Source organism: Apibacter raozihei (assembly GCF_004014855.1).
GTDB classification, from domain to species: Bacteria; Bacteroidota; Bacteroidia; order Flavobacteriales; family Weeksellaceae; genus Apibacter; species Apibacter raozihei.
On record NZ_CP034930.1, the window covers coordinates 390,600 to 411,736 of the forward strand.

Consider the following 21,137-nt stretch of genomic DNA (forward strand, 5'->3'; position numbering starts at 1 on the left):
TATAAGTCTATTTTTATATAAAACATATGCGACAAATAAGCAATAAAAGATTCTGTCTGGTAGTTTTTGCTATGCTTTTAACCTTTTCTGCTGAACTTCATGCCTGGGGACTAACCGGACATAGGGTTGTGGCTGAAATAGCCGAAAGAAATTTAAATCGTAAGGCAAAAAAAGAAATAAAAAAACTGTTGGAAGGATCTTCTATGGCTTATTGGGCAAACTGGCCCGATGAAATAAGATCTGACTCTACCCTTAGCTGGCAACATACTTTTAACTGGCATTACGTAAACTTTCAATCAGGACTTACCTTCGAGCAACTTTCTGTCAATCTTGAAAACTACCCGGTAGAAAATATATATTCCGCCATCAATCTAAATACAACAAAATTAAAAAATGAATCACTTTCTTTAAGCGAAAGAAGGGTTTCCCTTTATTTCTTGATTCATTTAATAGGAGATCTGGAACAACCTCTTCACATAGGTCGCGAGGAAGATTTAGGGGGCAACAAGATTGAAGTAAACTGGTTTTCATCAAAAACTAATTTACATTCTGTATGGGATTCCAAATTAATTGATTATTATAAATATAGCTATACTGAATATTCCTCCTTACTTGATATTCATTCAAAAAAAGTAAATAAAAATTTAGCTAGTGGTGATTTAAAATACTGGATATATGATTCGTATTTGTTGGCCGATAAAGTGTATGATGAAATAAAAACCTACGAAAAACTGGATTATCAATATGCATATTATCATAAGGAAATACTGGATCTCCAACTTCTAAAAGGCGGCCTTCGCCTGGCAAAGGTACTGAATGAAATATTTTCAAATTATTAACCTTAAAATTCAGTAAACTTAAAAATCTTTTTCAATACTTTATATGTACAACAAATAATTAAGTGATGATAAATTAAATATGAATCATAGTTATTAATTGCTTTTATTTTATTGTTTTATCCATTTAATTCCATACAATCAAGTCAAACGGGACATAGGCCTTTGGGAATCCGGAACATCAACTCCCATGGCCATCCATACCAATACTCCATATGCTAAGGAGGTAAATAAAACATCATTTCGCCAGACAAAATGAAGATTCATTTCAGGCGAAGAAAACATACTGAGAATAATACCTGCCATTGCAAAACCTACCGCTAACCATTGATAAACAGACAAATGTGAATACGAAGGTGTTTGAGGCTCTCCGCGGAAAGCTTCTTCAAAAAAACGAAAACAGGCACTAAAAAACAGATACAACCCAATGATCAGGGAAGCAGGTAAACCATGAAATGCTAAAGTCCATAACAAAATTATAAGGAATGAATTACCTATAATGGAATATAACTGAGTAGGATAAACCGGTCGATTGTACAGTCCGGCAATACGCACCACCCGGTTCAGCGGTTTCCGGTAATGTACTCCGTGTTTTTCATTACATACCCTGCCGTGGCAACACCCTTGCACAAAACAGCGCAAACGTCCTACTGCCTGAACCCAAGGAGCTACACAGGCAAAAGCCGCACTTAACTGCCAGAAATCCTGAAATCCTACCAAAATCATCGCAACGGAACCTCCGAATACTCCTCCATAGTAACCGAAAGGACGCATCAATTGACTGGATGCTTCCAGCCATTGCCCCCAGATTCCGGCTCCTACCAATCCTGCCAGACTGACTACTGCAAGTTTCCAGAAAGGAATCTGAGGTAAGAAAAGGCCCATCAGCAACAATCCAAAACCAGAAGCCAAACCTACATACACTCCGTGATTTATAATCCGAACCTTACCTACTTTCCATTCCTGCCAGCTATTTGCCAGTTTTTCACAATAAAGCAATATCATTTTGTAAATCTGTGAATATTGAAGAGATACAAGCATCAGTATAAATCCGGAAACTACGTCCAATACTGAATGAACTCCGGTAAGGATACAACTTATACTTATAAGCATTGCTATTCCCCAAGATATCCATTTTGATATAATTTCCTTCCATACAATCACAGACAGACAAGCCCAGAATACATGAAGGGAAGGAAATGCACAGGCCGACGTATCCATCTCCCGTTGTATTTGCAGCCATTCTCCCCAAACATCCCGTACAATGAACGGACGCGGGGTTGCTCCTAATGGAAAAAGTACAAAACAGGAAAATCCGATCATGCTACCTAAAATTCCGGCAAACATAAACCTTCGTAATGACTTTTGGCTTTTAGCTACTAACGGGACTATGGCTACCCAAAGATAGGTTACTAAATATGGAATTACGGCCCAAGTTTGTACTTTCCAGGTATATTCTACAGAAAAATACGTATCATGTAAATTTTCAACTGGAAGCAGTTCTGACAAATACAGATAAATTAACAGCCAGGGAATCAATATAAAAAAATAGGCTGCCAGACGATTTCCTGCTGTTGGTTTTTTGTTACTGAAAGCTGGAAAAACCGTTTCGGCTTCTTTATATTCTTTGCCGAATCTTCTCTGCAAATCAGGAATTTCATATCCAAATAATAAAACAAAAATTCCCACGATAAAACAAGGTATTATGATCCATACTCCGGAAGCTAATCCAAATAAAAAAAAGATTCCGGCTAAAGTAAGTACACTTCCCAAATAAATTGGATGGGAAATCCAGCGGTAAACTCCTTTTCGCACAAATTCGGAAGGGGGAAATGCATTCATAGGCAATCCTTTTCCATCTTTCCACAAATGCCACATTCCTTTAATCATAAACCAAATTCCAGACACAATAAAAAGAACCGGAAGATAAATCCCTGTTTTTACTTTGGGTAATCCGGGAATCAAAATATCCAGTCGATAAGCCCAAAACCCTAAAATAACCGGAAGCACAAAACAAAACATTGCTCCATAAACTATTTTACCTATTGTACTGTCTTTAGAAAATAACTGTTTCATCTATAATCCATCCTTTATGTATATTCCCAGATTCTGTTTTTAATTCCCCTGGTGCCAAACGTTTGTATTCATTTATATTTAAAACACTTTCAGGAAAGAGCATTTTTAACATGGGTGTCCGTTTAAATGCAGTATCCTTTAACAATCCGTTTCGTATTGTATGTCCCTGCTGAATTTCCAGTCTTCCTGCTTTGTATTCAATAAATGAATCCTTTATTTTTATATTTTGTTGCAAATTTCCATCTAAAAATAACCATTGTTTTTCACCGCTATCTTTTAATTTCCAGTGAATCCAGACCAAAGCAATCTGTTCCGAAACAAATCGTCCCCAACGCAGAATTTTTATTGGAAGTTTCCAAGGAGGTAAATCTATACTCATACATTCCACATATCCTAACCCTGTATAATTTTGTCCTGAAATTTTTGCCTGTGCTCGTGCTCGTGGAAGTATGTTATTCCAGATTACTTCTCCTTCTCCGGATTTCCAAAGGCTGACAGGAGTAGTTCTACTCTCTCCGGATTTCCATATAATTTTACTATTAAATTCGTCTGAATTCCAAAAATACTCAGCCTGATTTTCTTCAGGAAATTCATATTTGAGACTGTATTTTTCAATAAATGATTCTTTCGGACTTCCTTGTAAAAATGCAGAGTAACCCAGAGGAATCCCCATTAATTTTAATTTTGCAGCATATGCTATACATGTCATTCCTTTATCATCGATAAAATCCATGTACCACTTTACAAGTTTCATAATAATATAAATAGTTTTATATATTAACCTTTGTTACTTTTTTTATTGTTTATTTTTTTTAATATAAACAATAAATTAAATTCTTTTAATTAAAAAAACTATTTAAATATGTAAATTTATTCAAAAACTGTTTATTGAATTCAAATAATGGGATAATAAATAATTTATCCAGTTATTAAAGGTTAAAAAATATGAAATTAGAGTTTATCCCTGTAAAATACTTAAAACAAAATTTGTAAGATAATTTTTTATCTTAATTTTAATCACAAACAAAAGTACTTATTTTATTAATTACATATAAGGCATAAAAGCTTTAATTACTTCCGGCGGAATATCCAGAATTTTATAATCTTTAGGAGAAACAAATATTAATTGTTGTTTGCCCTTTCCTAATAAATTTCCAGCAGAGTCAAAAACCTGATGTTCTAAAGTTGCAAACTTTCGGTTGTACTCTGATGCACGTATTTTAACACTGATTTTTTCAAATTCCCTGGTTTCATTAATATATTTGTGCTCGAATGAACGGGTAAGAATTAAAAAAGTAGTATCCTTTAAATTAAAATCTGGCAATACGTAATTAAAAAACAATTCCCTTGTTTTTCCTACCCATAATGCATATACTCCGAAATAAACATTCCCTACAGAGTTAGTATCTGCATAAGTCGCCATAAAAGAGTGTACAAACCATTTTCCTTCAAAATGACTGCCTGTGCTTACTTCTTCAGTTTTACCATTTATAACCGTTTGAGTAGCTTTTGAAAGAGTCCTTAACACTGGTATCTCTGATGCTGCATCCATAACTTCTTCTACTTTTTCCTTAACAACTCTAAGTAAATCTGTATTAAGAACCAGCCAGATAACGTAAAATATAGGTAAAATAGACCCCATAATCATTACCCACGCTACCTGCATAAAATATCCACTGGCAAAAACCACTAAAGAAAACGCTCCTATTGAAAAAAGTTTAACCTGAGGAAGTGAATGCTGTGAATTAGGTACAAAACACCGTGCAATTCCCAAGGCAGCATAAGCAACAAAAAACGTTGCATAAAACACCATAAAATATTCAATTTCACAGTCGGTAAGAACCCCGAAAACAGCTATAAGTGCTGCTGTAAGATATGTAACTATTGGTGAGTCTATAATATTAGATGGAATCATAGAAAGCACCGGGTTATTACTGGTTTTGGAATTCTCTTTAAGAAACCATTTAGTAGCAACATAGCCACTATCAAGGGTAGTCAAAACGGCAAGTGCTATAAAACAATAATAACCTGCAGGAACCCACCAGGGCATTACAGAATGAAAATACACCATATAGTTTACAATCATTTCGTGACCATAGGTAAGTCCTCCTAAGCCAACGGATGCCATATCCTGAGAGAACCAGTCACTATTGAATACGTAACTGGCTAATACTCCATGAAAAATGAGAAATAAAAAAAACAATAAAGCTCCAAAAAAATATCCGGAGGCTATATTTGTATTCTCTTTTCGCATTTGTATAGCTCTCTGCCACTGCTGTAAATCGAGCCAGGGACCTACAAAAAAACCTATGAGAATAGGTATCATATATCCCCAAAATATAGGTTTACTGTTATTTTCAGTTATCCATGCTGCAGGGTCATTAAGCACCTGCGGTTGTAAATATAAAAGTAAAGCACTAGCTATAACGGCTATAAGAATTCCTACTAATAAATGCCAGTATTTAATAGATTTTATGGTAAACTCTTCCCCCACCAGACATGCTGCGGATAATACCAGAGCAACAACTAAAAGCAAAGTAAATAATTGAAGTATGCTTCCCTGTTCATCCCATCCTGGCCAATAGGATATGAGTAACGGACGAAGTAAATAATTTACAATGGCAAATATAGTAAGTGCTACAGCTAAAAGCTGATATAGATATAAACTTAAACGAAAAGGTTTGGACCATCTCTTAAAAAATCTTTCCAGAGATTCTTGCCCCTTATCTCTCTGTGCTATCTTTTGTGTTCCGTATCCAAACATAAATAATCCGAGTGCATTTAAAAATGCAAAACTAAACAGACCTGTCAGACCAAATAAAAAGGTCATTTGCACTGAAAAAAATAATCCTAATCCCCACAACCAGGATAAAGCTACTGAATTACCCCAAAAAAAGGAGTTAACTAATTTGTATTTCATTTAAATATAATTTGGATGCTCTATTTTTATTTATTTTGTACTTTTCTAGCTCTTTAAACTAAAGTTTAGTTTATAAATTTCCAGATTTTAAATCATAGGTACAAAAATAAAACCAATTTTATTTAAATTTTAATTAGTTTTTTTATAGCTTACAATAGCACCAAGATTAAGAAATATAGCAAACCCCACAATTACTGAAAGTTGTGGAAATATATCCCTGAGTGTGCTACCTTTCATGTATACCAATCTCATTACATCGATAAAATAACGAACAGGATTTAGTAAGGTTACTTTCTGTGCCCAGGAAGGCATACTGCTGATGGGAGTATATAAACCGCTTAAAAGAAAAAATATTATCATGGCAAAAAATACCACAAACATAGCTTGCTGCTGCGTAGAAGAATAATTAGAAATGATAAGACCAAAACCCGTAAAGGCTAGTAAATAAAAAAAGGCAAATAAATAAATTACTAATAGATTACCTGCCGGAAACAAACCATAAATCAGCCAGGCTAAGCATATTCCGGCCGTAAGTATAAACATACCGATAACCCAGAAAGGTATGACTTTAGCAATTATAAATATATATTCCGGAACCGGAGAAACATTGATTTGTTCTATAGTACCGTCTTCTTTTTCTTTAACTATATTTAATGCCGACATAGCTCCTCCTATTATACTCAGCAGCATGACCAATATACCCGGCACCATAAAATTACGGTAATTCATTTCTTTGTTGTATTTATAATACGATTGAATAGTTATAGGAGAATTTGTAATTACCTGTCCTTTCATTTCTTGATTGTACGAAGCCAGAATCTGTGCCATATATGAAGCACCCAGCCCTGCCTTTTGTCCATTAACAGCATTAACTGAAAGCATAACTTCAGCTTTTTGATCGCGGATAAAATCAGATTCAAAATTACGGGGAATCTCAAGAATTAAATCAGCCTGATTTTTTTCAATTGACTTAATTGCCTGATTATAAGAGGATGAATAGTCTGCCAATTTAAAATAGCCGGAAGCTATTACTTTTTCAACGAGTTTTTCCGATACGGGACTATGATCGTTATCGATGACACTTAAAAGTATATTTTTCTGTTCAAAAGTTGCCGCCCAGGGTAAAAGCATTAATTGTAAAACAGGCATCATAAATATCATTCGTAACATGGTCTTATTCCTGAAAACCTGAATGAATTCCTTTTGTAATAAAAATTTAAGTATTTTCATAATCTGTTTTTAAACATTCGTACGCTCACCAATAATAGAAATGCTGTCATTCCAATAAGAATAAGACATTCTTTAAGTATAGAATATAATCCCAATCCTTTGATCATAACGTCCTTTACAGCAGTTATAAACCAGGTAACCGGTAACAAATTAGAGACAATTCTCAAAGGTAATGGCATATTTTCTACTGGAAAAATAAGTCCCGAAAGTAATAAAGTGGGTAACATTAATCCCATACCTGAAATCATCATGGCGGTTTGCTGGGTTTTAGTTACAGATGATATTAATAACCCCAGTGAAAGCGTTGACAAAGTAAATATTGTACATAAAAAAAGAAGTAAAACTAAGTTTCCTGCAATAGGCACATCCAACACATAGACAGACAATACTAAAATGGAAATTATATCAATAATGGAAATAAGCAAATAAGGTACAGCCTTTGCAAGAACAATACTGATAGGTCTTAGTGGAGAAACTAAAAGTATTTCCATAGTACCCTGTTCTTTTTCTCTTACTATTGAAATTGAAGTCATCATAGCACATATAAGCATTAAGACCAAACCCATAATCCCTGGTACAAAATTATAGGCACTTTTAAGCTGAGGATTGTATAACATTTTCACCTGACCTTCTAATGTGTAAGGTACCCGGTCAACATTGGCTATTTGCTGTTGCTGATATTGAAAGATTATTTGTTGAGCATAGTTGGTTACGGTTGAAGCCTCATTAGGGTTAGATGCATCAGCTATAAGCTGTATATCTGTATTTCCTGAATGATACAAATCATCTGCAAATCCAGCGGGAATTACAATTGCCAGCTTTGCTTCTCCTCTTCGAAAACTGTTTTCAATATCAGAGACTTCACTAAAGTATCTCTTCAAATTAAAATATTTACTCCCGTTGAATCGTTCAATCAATTGTTGAGATTGAATAGTTTGAGATTTATCCAAAACAACAAAGGGGATATTATTTATTTCCGTTGTGATTGCAAAACCAAAAATCATAAGCTGGGCTACGGGCATAAGCAGCAGCATACACATTGTTCGTACATCCCGTGTAATATGATAAAGTTCTTTTTTTATAAAGCTTAAAAATTGTTTCATCTGTCCATTAGCTATTTAAGGTGATTTTTTTTATAAATGAAATTATTCATCTCTTTCTGCTTTTCTTGCAAGTAGCTGAAAAACTTCATCCATAGTATTTGCCTGATATTTTTCCCGCAGATGAGCAGGTGTATCTAAGGCTTCTATTTTTCCATCAACCATGATAGAAACACGATGACAATATTCTGCTTCATCCATATAATGGGTAGTTACAAAAATGGTCATTCCTTGCTCCGATGCTTTATAAATCATTTCCCAAAAGGTTCTTCGAGCTATGGGATCTACTCCGCCGGTAGGTTCATCAAGAAATACAATTTTTGGAGAATGAAAGGTTGAAACTGCAAAAGATACCTTCTGTTTAATACCCAAAGGTAGAGAACTTATCAATGTGTTTTTGTCTGAAAACAACCCCAGTTCAGCCAAAGCATGTTCTGTTTTGTTTTTAATATCTTTAGTTTCCATTCCATAAATCCCACCGAAAAGCCTCATATTTTCACGTATTGTCAAATCTTCATAAAGTGAAAATTTCTGACTCATATACCCGATATTTTGCTTAATCTTATTGGCTTCCTTATAAATATCAAAACCAGCTACTTTACCTTCTCCCGATGTTGGATACAAAAGTCCGCAGAGCATTCTCATGGCTGTAGTTTTTCCTGCTCCGTTAGCTCCAAGGAACCCAAAGATTTCACCTTTGGAAACTTCAAAAGTAATACGGTCTACAGCAATAAAATCTCCGAATTTTTTAGTTAATTGACTGGCTGTTATGGCTTTCATCTTTCTTCATTAAATAAATAAAACAATCTTCAATACCTGGCTGTATTTCTTTTACTTCTGCTCCAGGTATTTCTACTTTATCATTTTTAAAGGTTATGTGCAGATATTCTCCGAAAATATAACAGGAAGAAATTTCTTCCTGTTTACGAAGCTTCTGTAGCATCTGATAGTTATTTTTGGACTTTAAAGAATACAGATGATAGGGATATTCCTTCACAATTTGTTGAGGGGTGTCAACCGATAGTATTTTTCCCGATTGTATTAAAGCAATCCTATCACACAAACCGGCTTCGTCCATATACGGAGTGGACACCATAATTGTAATACCCTGTTTTTTCAATCTTTCTAACATTTCCCAGAATTCTTTTCTGGAAACCGGGTCTACTCCGGTCGTAGGTTCATCTAAGAATAAAACTGTCGGCTTATGTATTAATGCACAACATAAAGCTAGCTTCTGCTTCATACCTCCTGATAATTTGCCTGCTCTTCTTTTTTTGAATGGTTCTATTTGTACATAAATGTCTTTTATTAAATTATAATTTTCTTCTACTGAAGTATTAAATACATGAGCAAAAAAATTAAGATTTTCTTCTATCGTTAAATCCTGATATAAGGAAAATTTTCCTGGCATATATCCTACTTTATCTCTTATTTCCCTGAATTTATCTACCGTATCATAACCTTCTACACTTGCCTTTCCTTCCTCAGGAACCAGCAGAGTGGTCAGAATACGGAAAAGAGATGTTTTTCCTGCACCATCGGGGCCTATAAGTCCGAATAACTCTCCTTTTTTAATTTCCAGATTTACGCAATCCAAGGCTTTTACGGGTGGCTTACCCGGATAAATTTTAGTTATATTTTGAATTGATATAGCACTACTCATAAATTTATTTTAAGAAATAAAAGTTAATCTTATTAAAAATTTACATCTCCGTACATTCCGATTTTAATAAGTCCATCCGTATTTTTTACTGCAATTTTTACAGCATATACCAGATTCTGTCTTTCATCTTGTGTTTGGATTGTTTTTGGTGTAAATTCAGCTTTATCTGATATCCAGCTGATAGTACCGGGATAACTTTTCTGCTTATTTTCGGAAAGAGTTATATAAACGGTAACTTTTTGTCCTATTTTTACTTTTTCCAGCTGTCCGGCAACTATATATGCCCTTAAAAAAAGATTTTTGGTATCAGCTATTTTGTATAAGGGCTTACCCTGAGTTACAATTTCTTTTTCTTCAATATATTTATTTAAAACCGTACCTTCAATAGGATTGATAATCTTACTTTTTTGCAGCTGATCTTCAATTTGAGAAATTTGTACTTTGTTCGTGTTGGTTTCTTCATCGAGCCCTTTAACAGAGGTTGATAAAGTATTCACCTGAGCATCTATTGATTTTTTAAGCACGGCTATCTGTGAATTGGCATCATCCAGCTGCTTTTGAGTAGCTGCATTATCTGCCAGTAGCTTAAGTATTCTCTCTTTTTCAAATTCTGCTTTAGATAGCTGCTCCTGTAACGAGGATACTTGTACGGGTATATCTGGTCGCTTAACCTGAATTGCTTTATTTGCAGCCATTAACTGCATTTTTTTAAGAAAGAGCTGTGTACTATCTACATAACCCACATATTGATTTTTTTTCAATACATCTCCTTCTACTAGTTGTAAAGACTCCAGTTTTCCGCTAGCTTCAGATGAAACTATTATTTCCGTTGCTTCAAAAGTCCCAGAAGCATCATGTTCAAAAGTATTTCGGTTACAGGATATGATCGTTGAAAATAATCCTGCGAGTAAGATGCTGTTTTTCATTTTAATTACCCTGTACATATTTATAATTGTATATTGTTTGTAAGTATTGCATTTTATGTAATGCCTGAGTGATTCTGGCTCGGTTTTCCGCATTTATGTCTCCTATCCAGTCATTCATCTGATATATTCCATTTTTATATTTACTTTCTCCTGCTAATTTTACCCGGTTTCTTAATTGGATAATTTCATTATCTTTTTCCAATAATTTCTGATATTTTCCAATTTCATTTTTTATCTGTGTCAATTGTACCTGAGTATTAAAAAGAAAAACTTCTTCCTGAACATTGACTTGTTGTCGGTTATTTTCTATTAGTTTTCTTTCATTTTTTCTTGTATAAAGATTTCCGAAGTTCCAGTTTAATCTCAAACCTCCTATAGCAAATGTTTTAAAATCAGGTTCCAGCATATTAAGTCCTGGTTTTCCGTATCCTCCTTGTGCAAATAGAGAAAATTTTGGAGAATTTTTAGCCTTTACAGAGGATTCCTGTGCTTTATACAAACCTCTTTGACTTTCGTAAAAAGAGAGCTCCGGACGACGAATCTCATGTTCCCAGTCTAAAATATCTCCAGGTTGTTCCAGTTTTGTGGAAGGATCTAAGCTTTCATGAACAAATAAGGACAGCATTTCCAGATAAGCTTCACGCATGGTTTGCATCTCAATTTTATTTTGTTCAGCATTTAAAAGCTCCACTTTTACCAAATCCAAATCTGAAACCATTGCCACACCATTTTTAAGCATAGCTGCCACCCAATTATAATTCGTTTGTAAATCCGAAGTCAAAACATCCAATTGCTTTAATTGTTCATCGAGAGTCAATATTCCAAAATATAATTGGTTAACCTTATCCTGCACGGCATATAGCGAAACATCTGTTTTTGATTTTTCAAGAGCAGCATTGGCTTTGGTTATGACTGACTGAGAACGTATGGTCCCCCCATCCCAAAGAACCTGTGAAACATCCAGAGTTATTTTATATTGATCTTTATCCATGGTGGGAACATTCATTCCGGGTATTTTTATAGGCATTTTGGTCACATCCGACTGATAAGATGCCTGCCCGTTTAAAGATATTTGCGGATAAAAATTTTTAACCAGATTCTCAAGATTATATTTTTCAGTTAAAGAAACTAAATCATATTGACGAATCAGTGGATAATTTTCCTTTGTTTTTTTTTGGCATTCTTCCAATGTAATTAGCATATTCTGCGCCATGCCCCCTAATGAAAAGGATAACATGCCTAAAAATAAATAAACTTTCTTTTTCATTAAATTACGTGTTTTCAAGTTGCAACATAGCTTTTAACCATATAGGAATCATTATTTTACGCTCTTCTATAAATTGAAGGTATTCGCTTTCTTCCATCTTATGTATGTTGGATAGTAATGGCTTTGACATAATAGGAAATATAGATAATGATACAAGATTAACAAAAAGATGAAGCGGCGTAAGATCCAGATTTTTTTTGTCTATTTGATCCTGCAACTGACTATACATGGAACTATGAGCTATTAATTGATCAGGAATTCCTAATTTATCAAGTAACTTAACCGGATTAGCCTGTAATTCACTAAAAACAAATACCGGTAAATGCGGATTTTCCATTAAACCATCAATATATCTAGCTACGCCAGCATCAATTTTTTCCGACAAGGAAGTATTCTCATCATTTATAATTGTACTTATATAAGAAAGCATCTCTCTCATACTATCCTGCATAACAATCTCAAATAACTTTTCTTTACTACGATAATAATAATTCAGTAAGGCTAGATTAATATCCGCCTCTTCTGCAATATCTCTTGTACGGGTTAAACCAAAACCTTTTTTCTGAAAAACTTTTTTAGCTGCTTTTTTTATTTTTTCTTCAGTCGAAATATCTTTATCCATAACTGTTTCTGTAATCATATGTATGTTGAATATTTAACTCGATATAATTTCAATCTTTAAACAAATGAATAGCAAATGTAACTAATTTTTTGTTTTAAACAAATGATTAAATATTTTTTTTAAAACTAAATTTTAATTTTTTATTGCTGTTTTGTATCTTTGATAAATGCTAAATTATTTTCAAAGCCTAAATCTTTTAACATCTGAAGAATTACTCTATCTTGAAGAGAAATCCTATACCAGACAATTAAATAAAGGAGATTATTTTATCCGAGAGGGAGAAATTAACCACGAAATTGCATGGATTAAAAAAGGAATAATCCGATCATTTTATACTACTGAAAAAGGAGATGAATTTACTTATTGTATTTTGTTTGAAAACACCTTGATTACTGCTTTATCTTCATACATCTCAGGAAAACCTACAACTGAAAATATGCAGGCTGTTTGCAATACTCAACTGGAGGTCATAAAGAAAGAAGACATTGTATCATTTATGAAAAGCAGCGTAAATTTTATGAAAGTTGAGAAAATGCTTATAGAAAAAGAATACATTGAACTGGAAAAAAGAATGTTTTCGTTTCAAAAAGAAAATGCTGCAGAAAGATATAATGAACTTTTAAAAAATCAATCCGAGTATATTAAACAGATCCCATTGCAACATTTAGCCTCTTACCTTGGAATATCTTTACGACATCTGAGCCGGATTAGAAAATCTGTTTTATAGACATTTGTCCTATATATTTTTTTTAATTGACGTATACTTTTGTATGAAAAAAGTATATGTCCAAAAGAATTTTACTTGTAGGTGGTTCGGGGTTTATTGGAAAAAAAATTGAAAAAATTCTGAAGCAAAGAAATCCTGATTTCCATGTGTATATTGGTAGCAGAAAACCCGAAAAAAGCAATCATATATTAATTGATTTAGATACGCCGGAAACTTTAACTCAAATAATTAAAAATTCTATAGAATTGGTTGTTTTATGCACAACAGACAAAAAAAACATCCTATTAGAGTACTGCATAAATTATCAAATTAGTTATATAGATATTACTTACCCTTCAGAACAACTAAAACTTTCTTATGAACTTGCAAAAAATAAAAATATTAATAGCCGTATTATTTTTAGCTCAGGATGGATGTCTGGAATTATTGGAGGTTTAATAAATCAAAACAACATTAATAAAATAAAAAAAATTAATATATACATCTATTACTCTTCAAAAGATGATTCTGGTAAAAGCTCTTCTCATTTTATTGCAGAAAATATAACCAAAAAATACCCCGTTTACCTTGATAATACAAAGAAACAAATTAAAAATTTCCAATATCCTGAAAATTATGAGTTTATAATTCTCAAAAAAAAATTTAAAACCTATTCTTTTGAAATACCGGATTTATATATCCTTAATCATATAGAACAAATACCTACAGTAACTTCTAAAATCACTTTTGAATCAAACATGACTACACTAGGAGTTGCTTTATTACAAAAATTACATGTATTCAGGTTACTTCCGCTTAATTTAAGAAAAAAAATTTTCTTATCCGATAAGAAAGGAGATCAAACTTCATTCGATATAGTTGTTACAAAACAAAACGATAGTATTGAAACCATTTCTGTTCAATCAGTAAATGGACAGGGCGATTTAACGGCATTTTCAACGGTTTTACATATCGAAAAATTATTTTCATTTCCCTCCGGAACTTATTTTAGTCATCAGCTATATGATAATTTTGAATTAGCAAAATCTTTACAACAAAACACATCAATAAAAATTAAAATAAATTAAATGAAAAAAATACTTATAATTAATGGTCACCCTTCTCTAAAAAGCTTAAATAGCGCATTGGCAGAATCTTATTTTAAGGGAGCAAAAGAATCTGGAGCTGATGTAGAATTAATTAATATCGGAGAATTAAATTTTAATCCAAATCTTCAAAATGGATATCAGAAACGAATGGATTGGGAACCGGATTTACAACATGCTTGGAAAAGTATAGAAAAAGCGGAGCACCTTGTCTGGGTGCACCCGGTATGGTGGGGTGGATTTCCGGCTATAATGAAAGGATTTATTGATCGTGTTTTTCTTCCTGGGGTAGCCTTTCAGTATAGAAAAAATTCTGTCTGGTGGGATAAATATCTGAAAGGGAAAACTGCACGGATTATCACAACTCTCGACCAGCCTCAATGGTATTACAGACTATTTTATGGAAATCCAAGCATCAATCAATTAAAAAAATCAATTCTGGCATTCTGTGGAATAAAGAGGGTAAAAACAACCTTTATTGAATTTGTGAAAAAATCCGATTTAAATCAAAGGAAAAAATGGATTCAAAAAATATATACTCTTGGAATAAAACAAAAGTAAAGTTTGGTACTATATGTCTGCATGCTTAAATACACACATAGACTTTTTGACTTTAACATACTACTAAGTCGTACAACTTATCTCATCTAACTTAATATTATAGTATCAAAATGTAAAAAGATTTAACAATCTTTTTGATAAGATAACAACTTATTTTAGCATATTCATATAAATTACAATTACCCAAACGCTGTACAGGTAATTGTAATTTATAGTTTATCTTTTATTATATAATTGTTTTAACATAACTAACAATTAAAATCTAACGTTAAAAAATATTTCTTATAACATTGCATTTATTCTTACGAACCTATTAAATTTTTATGAAAATTATCAATTTCAAAATCTACTACCTCCCTGAGCAAATACCTCTTAAATATTCAATATAAATACGCCAACGTAATTATTTAAACTTATAATTCTAAATTTTGTTATTTAAACGGATTTAATGTAAATTTGCCTCACAAATAGAAAAGGATGAAAGAATTTAGCAAAGAAGTGTATCTCAACTGGTTTGAAGAGATGACTAAATGGAGACGGTTTGAAGAAAAAGCCCGTTCTCTCTATTTAAAAGACAAAATTAGAGGTTTTTTACATCTTTATAACGGACAGGAAGCTATTGCAGCAGGGTTTACCCATGCTATGGATATCAAAAAAGATAAAATTATAACATCGTACCGATGCCACGTTCATGCCTTGGCCATGGGAGTAACTCCAGAAGTTGCCATGTCTGAACTTTGCGGAAAAGCTACAGGTTCTTCAAAAGGTCTGGGTGGTTCTATGCACTTATTCAGCAAAGAACATAACGTATACGGTGGACATGGTATTGTAGGTGGACATATTCCTTTAGGTGCAGGTATTGCATTTGCTGACAAATACTTTGAAAGAGATGCTGTAACAATTTGCTATATGGGTGACGGAGCTGTACGACAAGGTACATTACATGAAACCTTTAATATGGCAATGAACTGGAAATTGCCTGTGGTATTTGTTTGTGAAAATAATCAATATGCAATGGGTACTTCCGTAGAAAGAACTACGAATAACCTGGATATTTATCAATTGGGATTAGGATATGAAATGCCTTGTGCTCCTGTAGATGCTATGAATCCGGAAACTGTTGCTGAAGCTGCATTTGAAGCTATTGAAAGAGCACGAAGAGGTGATGGGCCAACTTTCCTGGAGGCAAGAACCTACCGCTATAGAGGACACTCAATGTCCGATGCTGAACCTTACCGTACTAAACAAGAAGTAGAAGAACACAAAAAAGAAGATCCTATTCTTTTTGTAAAACATAAAATACTTTCTAATGGCTGGTCCACAGAAGAAGAGTTGGATGCTATGGATAAAAAAATTAAAGAGTACATGAATGAGGTTGGAAATTTTGCAGAAAATGCTCCTTTCCCTGAACCGAATGTTATGTATGACTACATTTATTCAGAGCCTAATTATCCTTTTTTAGACAAATTTGAAAATCAATAAAAAATAAAAGAATCATAACCGAATTATGGCTGAAAAAATAACAATGCCCCGTCTGAGTGATACGATGACTGACGGAAAAGTTTCCAAATGGAATGTGAATGTTGGTGATCCTGTAAAAGAAGGGGATGTCTTAGCTGAAATAGAAACCGATAAAGCGGTTCAGGATTTTGAATATGACGGTGAAGATGCTATTCTCTTATATCAGGGAGTAAAAGAAGGGGAATCTGCCCCTGTAGACTCTCTTTTAGCTATTGTTGGACAAGAAGGAGAAGACATAAGCACCCTATTAGGTGGTAGTGCAACAGCAACAGCTGCCACTCCTGCTCCTGCAACAGAAACGCCTGTGGCTACTCAGAGTACTGCTCCTGTAGCTGTACCTGAAGGAGTAGAAATCATAACTATACCAAGACTTAGCGATACCATGACTGACGGTAAAGTTTCCAAATGGAACGTAGCTGTCGGTGATGCTGTAAGCGAAGGAGATATACTAGCAGAAATAGAAACCGATAAAGCGGTTCAGGATTTTGAATACGACGGAAACGGAGGAGTCTTATTATATCAAGGAGTTCAAGAGGGAGAATCAGCTCCTATTGATTCACTTCTTGCAATTATCGGACCTGCAGGAACAGACGTAAGTGCTATTGTAGCCAATGGAGGCAACGTATCTTCAGCTCCGGCAGCAAGTACTTCTTCTGATACCAAGAGTACACCAGCACCTGTTCAGTCTGAGCAACATGTAACTACTCCCAGTAATGGAAGAGTCTTTGCTTCTCCTCTTGCTAAGAAAATTGCAAAAGATAAAGGCATTGATCTTTCCCAAGTAAAAGGATCAGGAGATCAGGGGCGTATTATCCGCAAGGATGTGGAAGGCTTTACTCCTTCAGCATCAACTACTACTACAGCGGCAAGCTCTAAACCACAGTCGTCAGCTGCACCGGTAGCATTGCAAATAACTCCTGGGGTTGATTCAGAAACTCCTAATTCTTCAATGAGAAACGCAATTGCCAGAAGTTTAAGTCACAGTTTATTTACTGCGCCTCACTACAATCTGGTATTTGAAATAAATATGGATAATGCCATTCAGGCAAGAAAAGGTATAAACAGTTTACCTGACACCAAAGTATCTTTTAATGATATTGTGATTAAAGCAGTTGCTGTGGCCTTAAGAAAACATCCGCAAATTAACAGTTCATGGACGGATACTAAAATCGTTCATCACGGTAACATTAATATAGGTGTTGCTGTAGCTGTTGAAGACGGACTGGTAGTTCCTGTAATTAAAAATACTGATTACCTTTCTCTTACGCAGATTTCAGGACAGGTTAAAGACCTGGCCGGACGTGCAAGAGATAAAAAATTAAAAGCAAATGAAATGGATGGTTCAACCTTCACTATTTCCAATCTGGGTATGTTCGGAGTAGAAACATTCAATTCAATTATTAACCAGCCGAATTCTTGTATTCTATCTGTAGGAGCTATTAATCAGAAACCTGTAGTTAAAGACGGACAGGTGGTTCCCGGGAATGTAATGCAAATTTCACTGGCCTGTGATCACAGAGTGGTTGATGGTGCTACTGGTGCTCAATTTTTACAAACTCTTAAATTGTATCTTGAAAATCCGGTTTCATTATTGGCCTAATAATTATATAGATACGATACAAAACAATAAAAAACACTCAATTCTTAACCGAATTGAGTGTTTTTTATTATATTTAATCCTCAATCAACTTTAATCAAAGAAAATGTCAGATATTACACTTACTATGATAAAACCCGATGCTGTATCAAAAGGATTAATAGGTACTATCCTGAAAGATATAAGCGATGCCGGTTTTGAGATAACAGCTTTAAAGTTAACTCAGCTCACCAGAACAGATGCAGAAAAATTTTATTCGGTTCATCATGGAAAACCTTTTTTTGAAGATTTAGTTAGTTTTATGATTTCAGGACCTATAGTAGCCGCCGTTTTAAAAAAAGAAAATGCTGTAGAACATTTCCGTAAATTAATAGGTGCTACGAATCCTGATAATGCAGAAGCAGGCACACTTCGAAAAAAATATGCTGAAAGTATGCAGAGAAATGCTGTTCATGGCTCTGACAGTAATGAAAATGCTTATATAGAAGCACATTTTCATTTTGCAGATAAAGAAATTTTCACTTTAAAGTAACGTACAATGTATATTATTCTTACCGTATAGGATTAAGTTCTTTATTTTAACAAATTTTATATAAATTTCCGGTTTATTATAAAAGCTATTACGCATTTAATTAGTAATTTAGAACCCCTTCAAAAAAATATATGGTAAAGACATTACAAATAGGATATGAGGAATATTCTACATGGGAAGAACTAGATAAGGAAGATTTTCAGTTGATACAGGAAGCGAAACGTATACGAGAAACTGCATATGCTAAATATTCAGATTTTCGGGTAGGTGCTGCTTTACTATTGGACAATGGTAAAATTATTGTAGGAAACAATCAGGAAAACGCAGCTTACCCCAGCGGCCTTTGCGCTGAACGTACAGCTATTTTTTACGCTATAGCTAATTATCCTGATGCGCAAATAGTAAAAATGGCTGTAGTGGCCGGAAAAGATGAAAATACGGATAATCCTGTTGCTCCATGTGGAGCCTGTAGACAAGTTTTATTAGAATATGAAACACGACAGAAAAAACCTTTTGAATTTTTATTTACCGGGATGAAAGGCCGGGTAATCAAATTTCATCAGACAGCACAGCTTTTGCCTTTTTGTTTTGACGGAAGCCAGCTATAGTTGTTTCTAAATTTATCACCATTAATATATTTCAAAATATTTAACGATATTTGCCTGAATTTTGCGCAGCCGGTTGCGCGTTAATAATACATTATGAAAGTTACTGAACATATAGAAAAAGCACAAGGGAAAACCCTATTCTCTTTCGAAATTCTTCCTCCCAAAAAAGGAGATAACCTCCAAAGCATTTTTTCAAATATAGATCCTTTAATGGAGTTTGATCCTCCATTTATCGAGGTAACCTATCACAGAGAAGAATATGAATATAAAGAGACACCTGAGGGATATATACAAAAAATTGTTACGCGTAAACGACCGGGAACGGTAGGTATTTGTGCTGCTATACAACACAAATATAACATTGATGCTGTTCCGCATGTTATATGCGGTGGGTTTGACAAGGAAGAAACTGAAAATTTATTAATCGATCTTAATTTCCTTGGGATAGATAATGTTTTGGTACTAAGAGGTGATCCAATTAAAAGTGAGGGCGTTTTTAAACCTGTGCCTCACGGGCATTCCTATGCCAATGAACTTACCCGTCAGATTTCGGATATGAATCATGGAAAATATCTCCATGAGGAATATGCCGATGGTGCTACAGATTTCTGTATAGGTGTGGCCGGATATCCGGAAAAACACTTCGAAAGCCCTAACATGGATACGGATTTACACTATCTTAAGAAAAAAATAAACGCAGGCGCCAATTACATCGTCACTCAATTATTTTACAACAATCAAAAATATTTTGATTTTGTGAAACGATGTCGTGAAATTGGAATTACTGTTCCGATAATACCTGGTATTAAGCCTATATCTATAAAAAAACATTTAACCATACTTCCTAATATATTTCATATTGACATGCCACAGGAATTGGTTTTAGAAGTTGAAAAATGTAAGACAAACAAAGAAGTATATGAAGTAGGTATTGAATGGGCAGTAAATCAGTGTAAAGAATTGATGGATCATGGAGTGCCGGTTCTTCATTTTTACTCTATGGGCAGAAGTGAAAATATTCGAAGAATAGCAGAAAAATTATTTTAGATGCAGAAAATAGAATTAAAAAATATAAAAATATACGCCTATCATGGATGTATGGAGGAAGAAGCAATAGTTGGTTCTTTTTATCTGGTAAATTTAATCGTATGGCTTGATTTGTCAGAGGCTGGAAAAACCGATAATCTTGAACAGACAGTTAATTATGGAGAACTCACTCAAATAGTAAAAGACCAAATGGCTATTCGTTCTAATCTTTTGGAGAATCTTGCCTATCGTATTCTGACAGAAATTGAAAACAAATATAAAAGTATTAAAAAAGCCCGGGTTTCAGTTTCAAAAATTAATCCACCGGTGAACGCAGACTTAGATGAAGTAAAAGTTACATTTGAAAAGAATTTTTCAATATAATATATAGTTTAATTAAAAAATAATTGTAAATTTGCAGTCCTATTAAACAAGGCTTCGTGGCCGAGCGGCTAGGCAGAGGTCTGCAAAACCTTGTACAGCGGTTCGAATCCGCTCGAAGCCTCAGAAGAAACCACCTATAAAAAGGTGGTTTTTTTATTATATTTCTTATCTAAAATATGACTAAATTTAAATTAGTTTATCCACGGTTTCTTTTAGATTTCTTTCTGAACAAGTATTTTTCTGCTTCTAATAACAGAGCTTCTTTTATTGATTACAGTTCATTTTTCTGCATTCCTCAGCTTATTGCAATAATAAATTTATACGTTTTTTAAAAGTACAACTGCTTCATTTGCTAACTCATCTGTCAGGCCAATCAGAGAACTGTTAGAATTAATCTTTTTTTCAGTTCAAAAGGTAATCCATTAAGTGATTTATCATCATCAATAATTATAAATT

Annotated in this window: 20 protein-coding genes and 1 tRNA gene; 11 read left to right on the plus strand and 10 right to left on the minus strand. The window is 33.8% G+C overall.

Going from position 1 to position 21,137, the window contains the following annotated elements:
* The first annotated feature begins 26 nt into the window (after window positions 1-26).
* On the plus strand, window positions 27-839 hold the full coding sequence (locus tag EOV51_RS01775; RefSeq protein WP_228427679.1) for a S1/P1 nuclease: 813 nt from the start codon (window positions 27-29) through the stop codon (window positions 837-839).
* A 138-nt stretch (window positions 840-977) separates the two neighbouring features.
* On the opposite strand, the gene EOV51_RS01780 is transcribed toward EOV51_RS01775, so the two are convergent.
* The 10 genes from EOV51_RS01780 to EOV51_RS01825 all read right to left on the minus strand — a co-directional run bounded on the left by EOV51_RS01780 (window position 978) and on the right by EOV51_RS01825 (window position 12,658).
* Entirely contained in the window at window positions 978-2,912 is a 1,935-nt protein-coding gene (locus EOV51_RS01780) for a prolipoprotein diacylglyceryl transferase family protein (protein WP_128149246.1), read from the minus strand.
* Window positions 2,893-3,666, minus strand: coding sequence for a hypothetical protein (locus EOV51_RS01785; RefSeq protein WP_128149249.1), 774 nt, complete (start codon window positions 3,664-3,666; stop codon window positions 2,893-2,895). The genes EOV51_RS01780 and EOV51_RS01785 overlap by 20 nt, the downstream gene beginning before the upstream one ends.
* Window positions 3,667-3,957: 291 nt before the next feature.
* On the minus strand, window positions 3,958-5,832 hold the full coding sequence (locus EOV51_RS01790; protein ID WP_128149251.1) for an acyl-CoA thioesterase: 1,875 nt from the start codon (window positions 5,830-5,832) through the stop codon (window positions 3,958-3,960).
* A 129-nt stretch (window positions 5,833-5,961) separates the two neighbouring features.
* Window positions 5,962-7,062 carry an ABC transporter permease gene (locus tag EOV51_RS01795; RefSeq protein WP_221410486.1) on the minus strand — a complete coding sequence of 367 codons (1,101 nt, stop codon included), beginning with the start codon at window positions 7,060-7,062 and terminating at the stop codon, window positions 5,962-5,964.
* Window positions 7,059-8,165, minus strand: a complete 1,107-nt coding sequence (locus EOV51_RS01800) for an ABC transporter permease (protein ID WP_128149253.1) — start codon at window positions 8,163-8,165, stop codon at window positions 7,059-7,061. The genes EOV51_RS01795 and EOV51_RS01800 overlap by 4 nt, the downstream gene beginning before the upstream one ends.
* 42 nt (window positions 8,166-8,207) lie before the next feature.
* Window positions 8,208-8,942 (minus strand): ABC transporter ATP-binding protein, encoded by a 735-nt coding sequence (locus EOV51_RS01805; protein ID WP_128149255.1) that lies wholly within the window; start codon window positions 8,940-8,942, stop codon window positions 8,208-8,210.
* Window positions 8,911-9,825, minus strand: a complete 915-nt coding sequence (locus EOV51_RS01810; RefSeq protein ID WP_128149257.1) for an ABC transporter ATP-binding protein — start codon at window positions 9,823-9,825, stop codon at window positions 8,911-8,913. The genes EOV51_RS01805 and EOV51_RS01810 overlap by 32 nt, the downstream gene beginning before the upstream one ends.
* A 32-nt stretch (window positions 9,826-9,857) precedes the next feature.
* Entirely contained in the window at window positions 9,858-10,751 is an 894-nt protein-coding gene (locus tag EOV51_RS01815; protein ID WP_228427680.1) for an HlyD family secretion protein, read from the minus strand.
* Window position 10,752: 1 nt separating this feature from the next.
* Entirely contained in the window at window positions 10,753-12,018 is a 1,266-nt protein-coding gene (locus EOV51_RS01820) for a TolC family protein (RefSeq protein ID WP_128149261.1), read from the minus strand.
* Between the two features lie 4 nt (window positions 12,019-12,022).
* Window positions 12,023-12,658, minus strand: coding sequence for a TetR/AcrR family transcriptional regulator (locus EOV51_RS01825; protein ID WP_221410488.1), 636 nt, complete (start codon window positions 12,656-12,658; stop codon window positions 12,023-12,025).
* A gap of 148 nt (window positions 12,659-12,806) precedes the next feature.
* Here EOV51_RS01825 and EOV51_RS01830 point away from each other — a divergent pair, with 148 nt between their 5' ends.
* From EOV51_RS01830 to EOV51_RS01875, 10 genes are all read left to right on the plus strand, one after another.
* Window positions 12,807-13,367: a Crp/Fnr family transcriptional regulator gene (locus EOV51_RS01830; protein ID WP_128149263.1), complete on the plus strand. Its 561-nt coding sequence runs from the start codon at window positions 12,807-12,809 to the stop codon at window positions 13,365-13,367.
* A 56-nt stretch (window positions 13,368-13,423) separates the two neighbouring features.
* Window positions 13,424-14,434 carry a Rossmann-fold NAD(P)-binding domain-containing protein gene (locus EOV51_RS01835; protein ID WP_128149265.1) on the plus strand — a complete coding sequence of 337 codons (1,011 nt, stop codon included), beginning with the start codon at window positions 13,424-13,426 and terminating at the stop codon, window positions 14,432-14,434.
* Window positions 14,435-15,013: an NAD(P)H-dependent oxidoreductase gene (locus EOV51_RS01840; protein ID WP_128149267.1), complete on the plus strand. Its 579-nt coding sequence runs from the start codon at window positions 14,435-14,437 to the stop codon at window positions 15,011-15,013.
* A 477-nt stretch (window positions 15,014-15,490) separates the two neighbouring features.
* Complete coding sequence (pdhA, locus tag EOV51_RS01845; protein ID WP_128149269.1) at window positions 15,491-16,495, plus strand: pyruvate dehydrogenase (acetyl-transferring) E1 component subunit alpha; 1,005 nt, start codon at window positions 15,491-15,493, stop codon at window positions 16,493-16,495.
* A 25-nt stretch (window positions 16,496-16,520) separates the two neighbouring features.
* Window positions 16,521-18,134, plus strand: a complete 1,614-nt coding sequence (locus EOV51_RS01850) for a 2-oxo acid dehydrogenase subunit E2 (RefSeq protein WP_128149271.1) — start codon at window positions 16,521-16,523, stop codon at window positions 18,132-18,134.
* Window positions 18,135-18,237: 103 nt separating this feature from the next.
* Entirely contained in the window at window positions 18,238-18,663 is a 426-nt protein-coding gene (locus EOV51_RS01855) for a nucleoside-diphosphate kinase (protein WP_128149273.1), read from the plus strand.
* 131 nt (window positions 18,664-18,794) lie between these two features.
* Window positions 18,795-19,271: a cytidine deaminase gene (cdd, locus tag EOV51_RS01860; protein WP_128149275.1), complete on the plus strand. Its 477-nt coding sequence runs from the start codon at window positions 18,795-18,797 to the stop codon at window positions 19,269-19,271.
* A gap of 93 nt (window positions 19,272-19,364) precedes the next feature.
* Window positions 19,365-20,318 carry a methylenetetrahydrofolate reductase [NAD(P)H] gene (metF, locus tag EOV51_RS01865; protein WP_128149277.1) on the plus strand — a complete coding sequence of 318 codons (954 nt, stop codon included), beginning with the start codon at window positions 19,365-19,367 and terminating at the stop codon, window positions 20,316-20,318.
* Window positions 20,319-20,681, plus strand: a complete 363-nt coding sequence (folB, locus tag EOV51_RS01870; RefSeq protein ID WP_128149279.1) for a dihydroneopterin aldolase — start codon at window positions 20,319-20,321, stop codon at window positions 20,679-20,681.
* A gap of 50 nt (window positions 20,682-20,731) precedes the next feature.
* A tRNA-Cys gene (locus EOV51_RS01875) sits at window positions 20,732-20,802 on the plus strand.
* Window positions 20,803-21,137: the final 335 nt, after the last annotated feature.

Coding starts and splice junctions, on each gene's coding strand:
- EOV51_RS01850 (WP_128149271.1), top strand. CDS start 16,521: ATGGCTGAAAAAATAACAATGCCCCGTCTGAGTGATACGATGACTGAC.
- folB (WP_128149279.1), top strand. CDS start 20,319: ATGCAGAAAATAGAATTAAAAAATATAAAAATATACGCCTATCATGGA.
- EOV51_RS01810 (WP_128149257.1), bottom strand. CDS start 9,825: ATGAGTAGTGCTATATCAATTCAAAATATAACTAAAATTTATCCGGGT.
- EOV51_RS01800 (WP_128149253.1), bottom strand. CDS start 8,165: ATGAAACAATTTTTAAGCTTTATAAAAAAAGAACTTTATCATATTACA.
- EOV51_RS01835 (WP_128149265.1), top strand. CDS start 13,424: ATGTCCAAAAGAATTTTACTTGTAGGTGGTTCGGGGTTTATTGGAAAA.
- metF (WP_128149277.1), top strand. CDS start 19,365: ATGAAAGTTACTGAACATATAGAAAAAGCACAAGGGAAAACCCTATTC.
- EOV51_RS01855 (WP_128149273.1), top strand. CDS start 18,238: ATGTCAGATATTACACTTACTATGATAAAACCCGATGCTGTATCAAAA.
- EOV51_RS01780 (WP_128149246.1), bottom strand. CDS start 2,912: ATGAAACAGTTATTTTCTAAAGACAGTACAATAGGTAAAATAGTTTAT.
- EOV51_RS01805 (WP_128149255.1), bottom strand. CDS start 8,942: ATGAAAGCCATAACAGCCAGTCAATTAACTAAAAAATTCGGAGATTTT.
- cdd (WP_128149275.1), top strand. CDS start 18,795: ATGGTAAAGACATTACAAATAGGATATGAGGAATATTCTACATGGGAA.
- EOV51_RS01785 (WP_128149249.1), bottom strand. CDS start 3,666: ATGAAACTTGTAAAGTGGTACATGGATTTTATCGATGATAAAGGAATG.
- EOV51_RS01815 (WP_228427680.1), bottom strand. CDS start 10,751: ATGAAAAACAGCATCTTACTCGCAGGATTATTTTCAACGATCATATCC.
- EOV51_RS01795 (WP_221410486.1), bottom strand. CDS start 7,062: ATGAAAATACTTAAATTTTTATTACAAAAGGAATTCATTCAGGTTTTC.
- pdhA (WP_128149269.1), top strand. CDS start 15,491: ATGAAAGAATTTAGCAAAGAAGTGTATCTCAACTGGTTTGAAGAGATG.
- EOV51_RS01790 (WP_128149251.1), bottom strand. CDS start 5,832: ATGAAATACAAATTAGTTAACTCCTTTTTTTGGGGTAATTCAGTAGCT.
- EOV51_RS01830 (WP_128149263.1), top strand. CDS start 12,807: ATGCTAAATTATTTTCAAAGCCTAAATCTTTTAACATCTGAAGAATTA.
- EOV51_RS01775 (WP_228427679.1), top strand. CDS start 27: ATGCGACAAATAAGCAATAAAAGATTCTGTCTGGTAGTTTTTGCTATG.
- EOV51_RS01825 (WP_221410488.1), bottom strand. CDS start 12,658: ATGATTACAGAAACAGTTATGGATAAAGATATTTCGACTGAAGAAAAA.
- EOV51_RS01820 (WP_128149261.1), bottom strand. CDS start 12,018: ATGAAAAAGAAAGTTTATTTATTTTTAGGCATGTTATCCTTTTCATTA.
- EOV51_RS01840 (WP_128149267.1), top strand. CDS start 14,435: ATGAAAAAAATACTTATAATTAATGGTCACCCTTCTCTAAAAAGCTTA.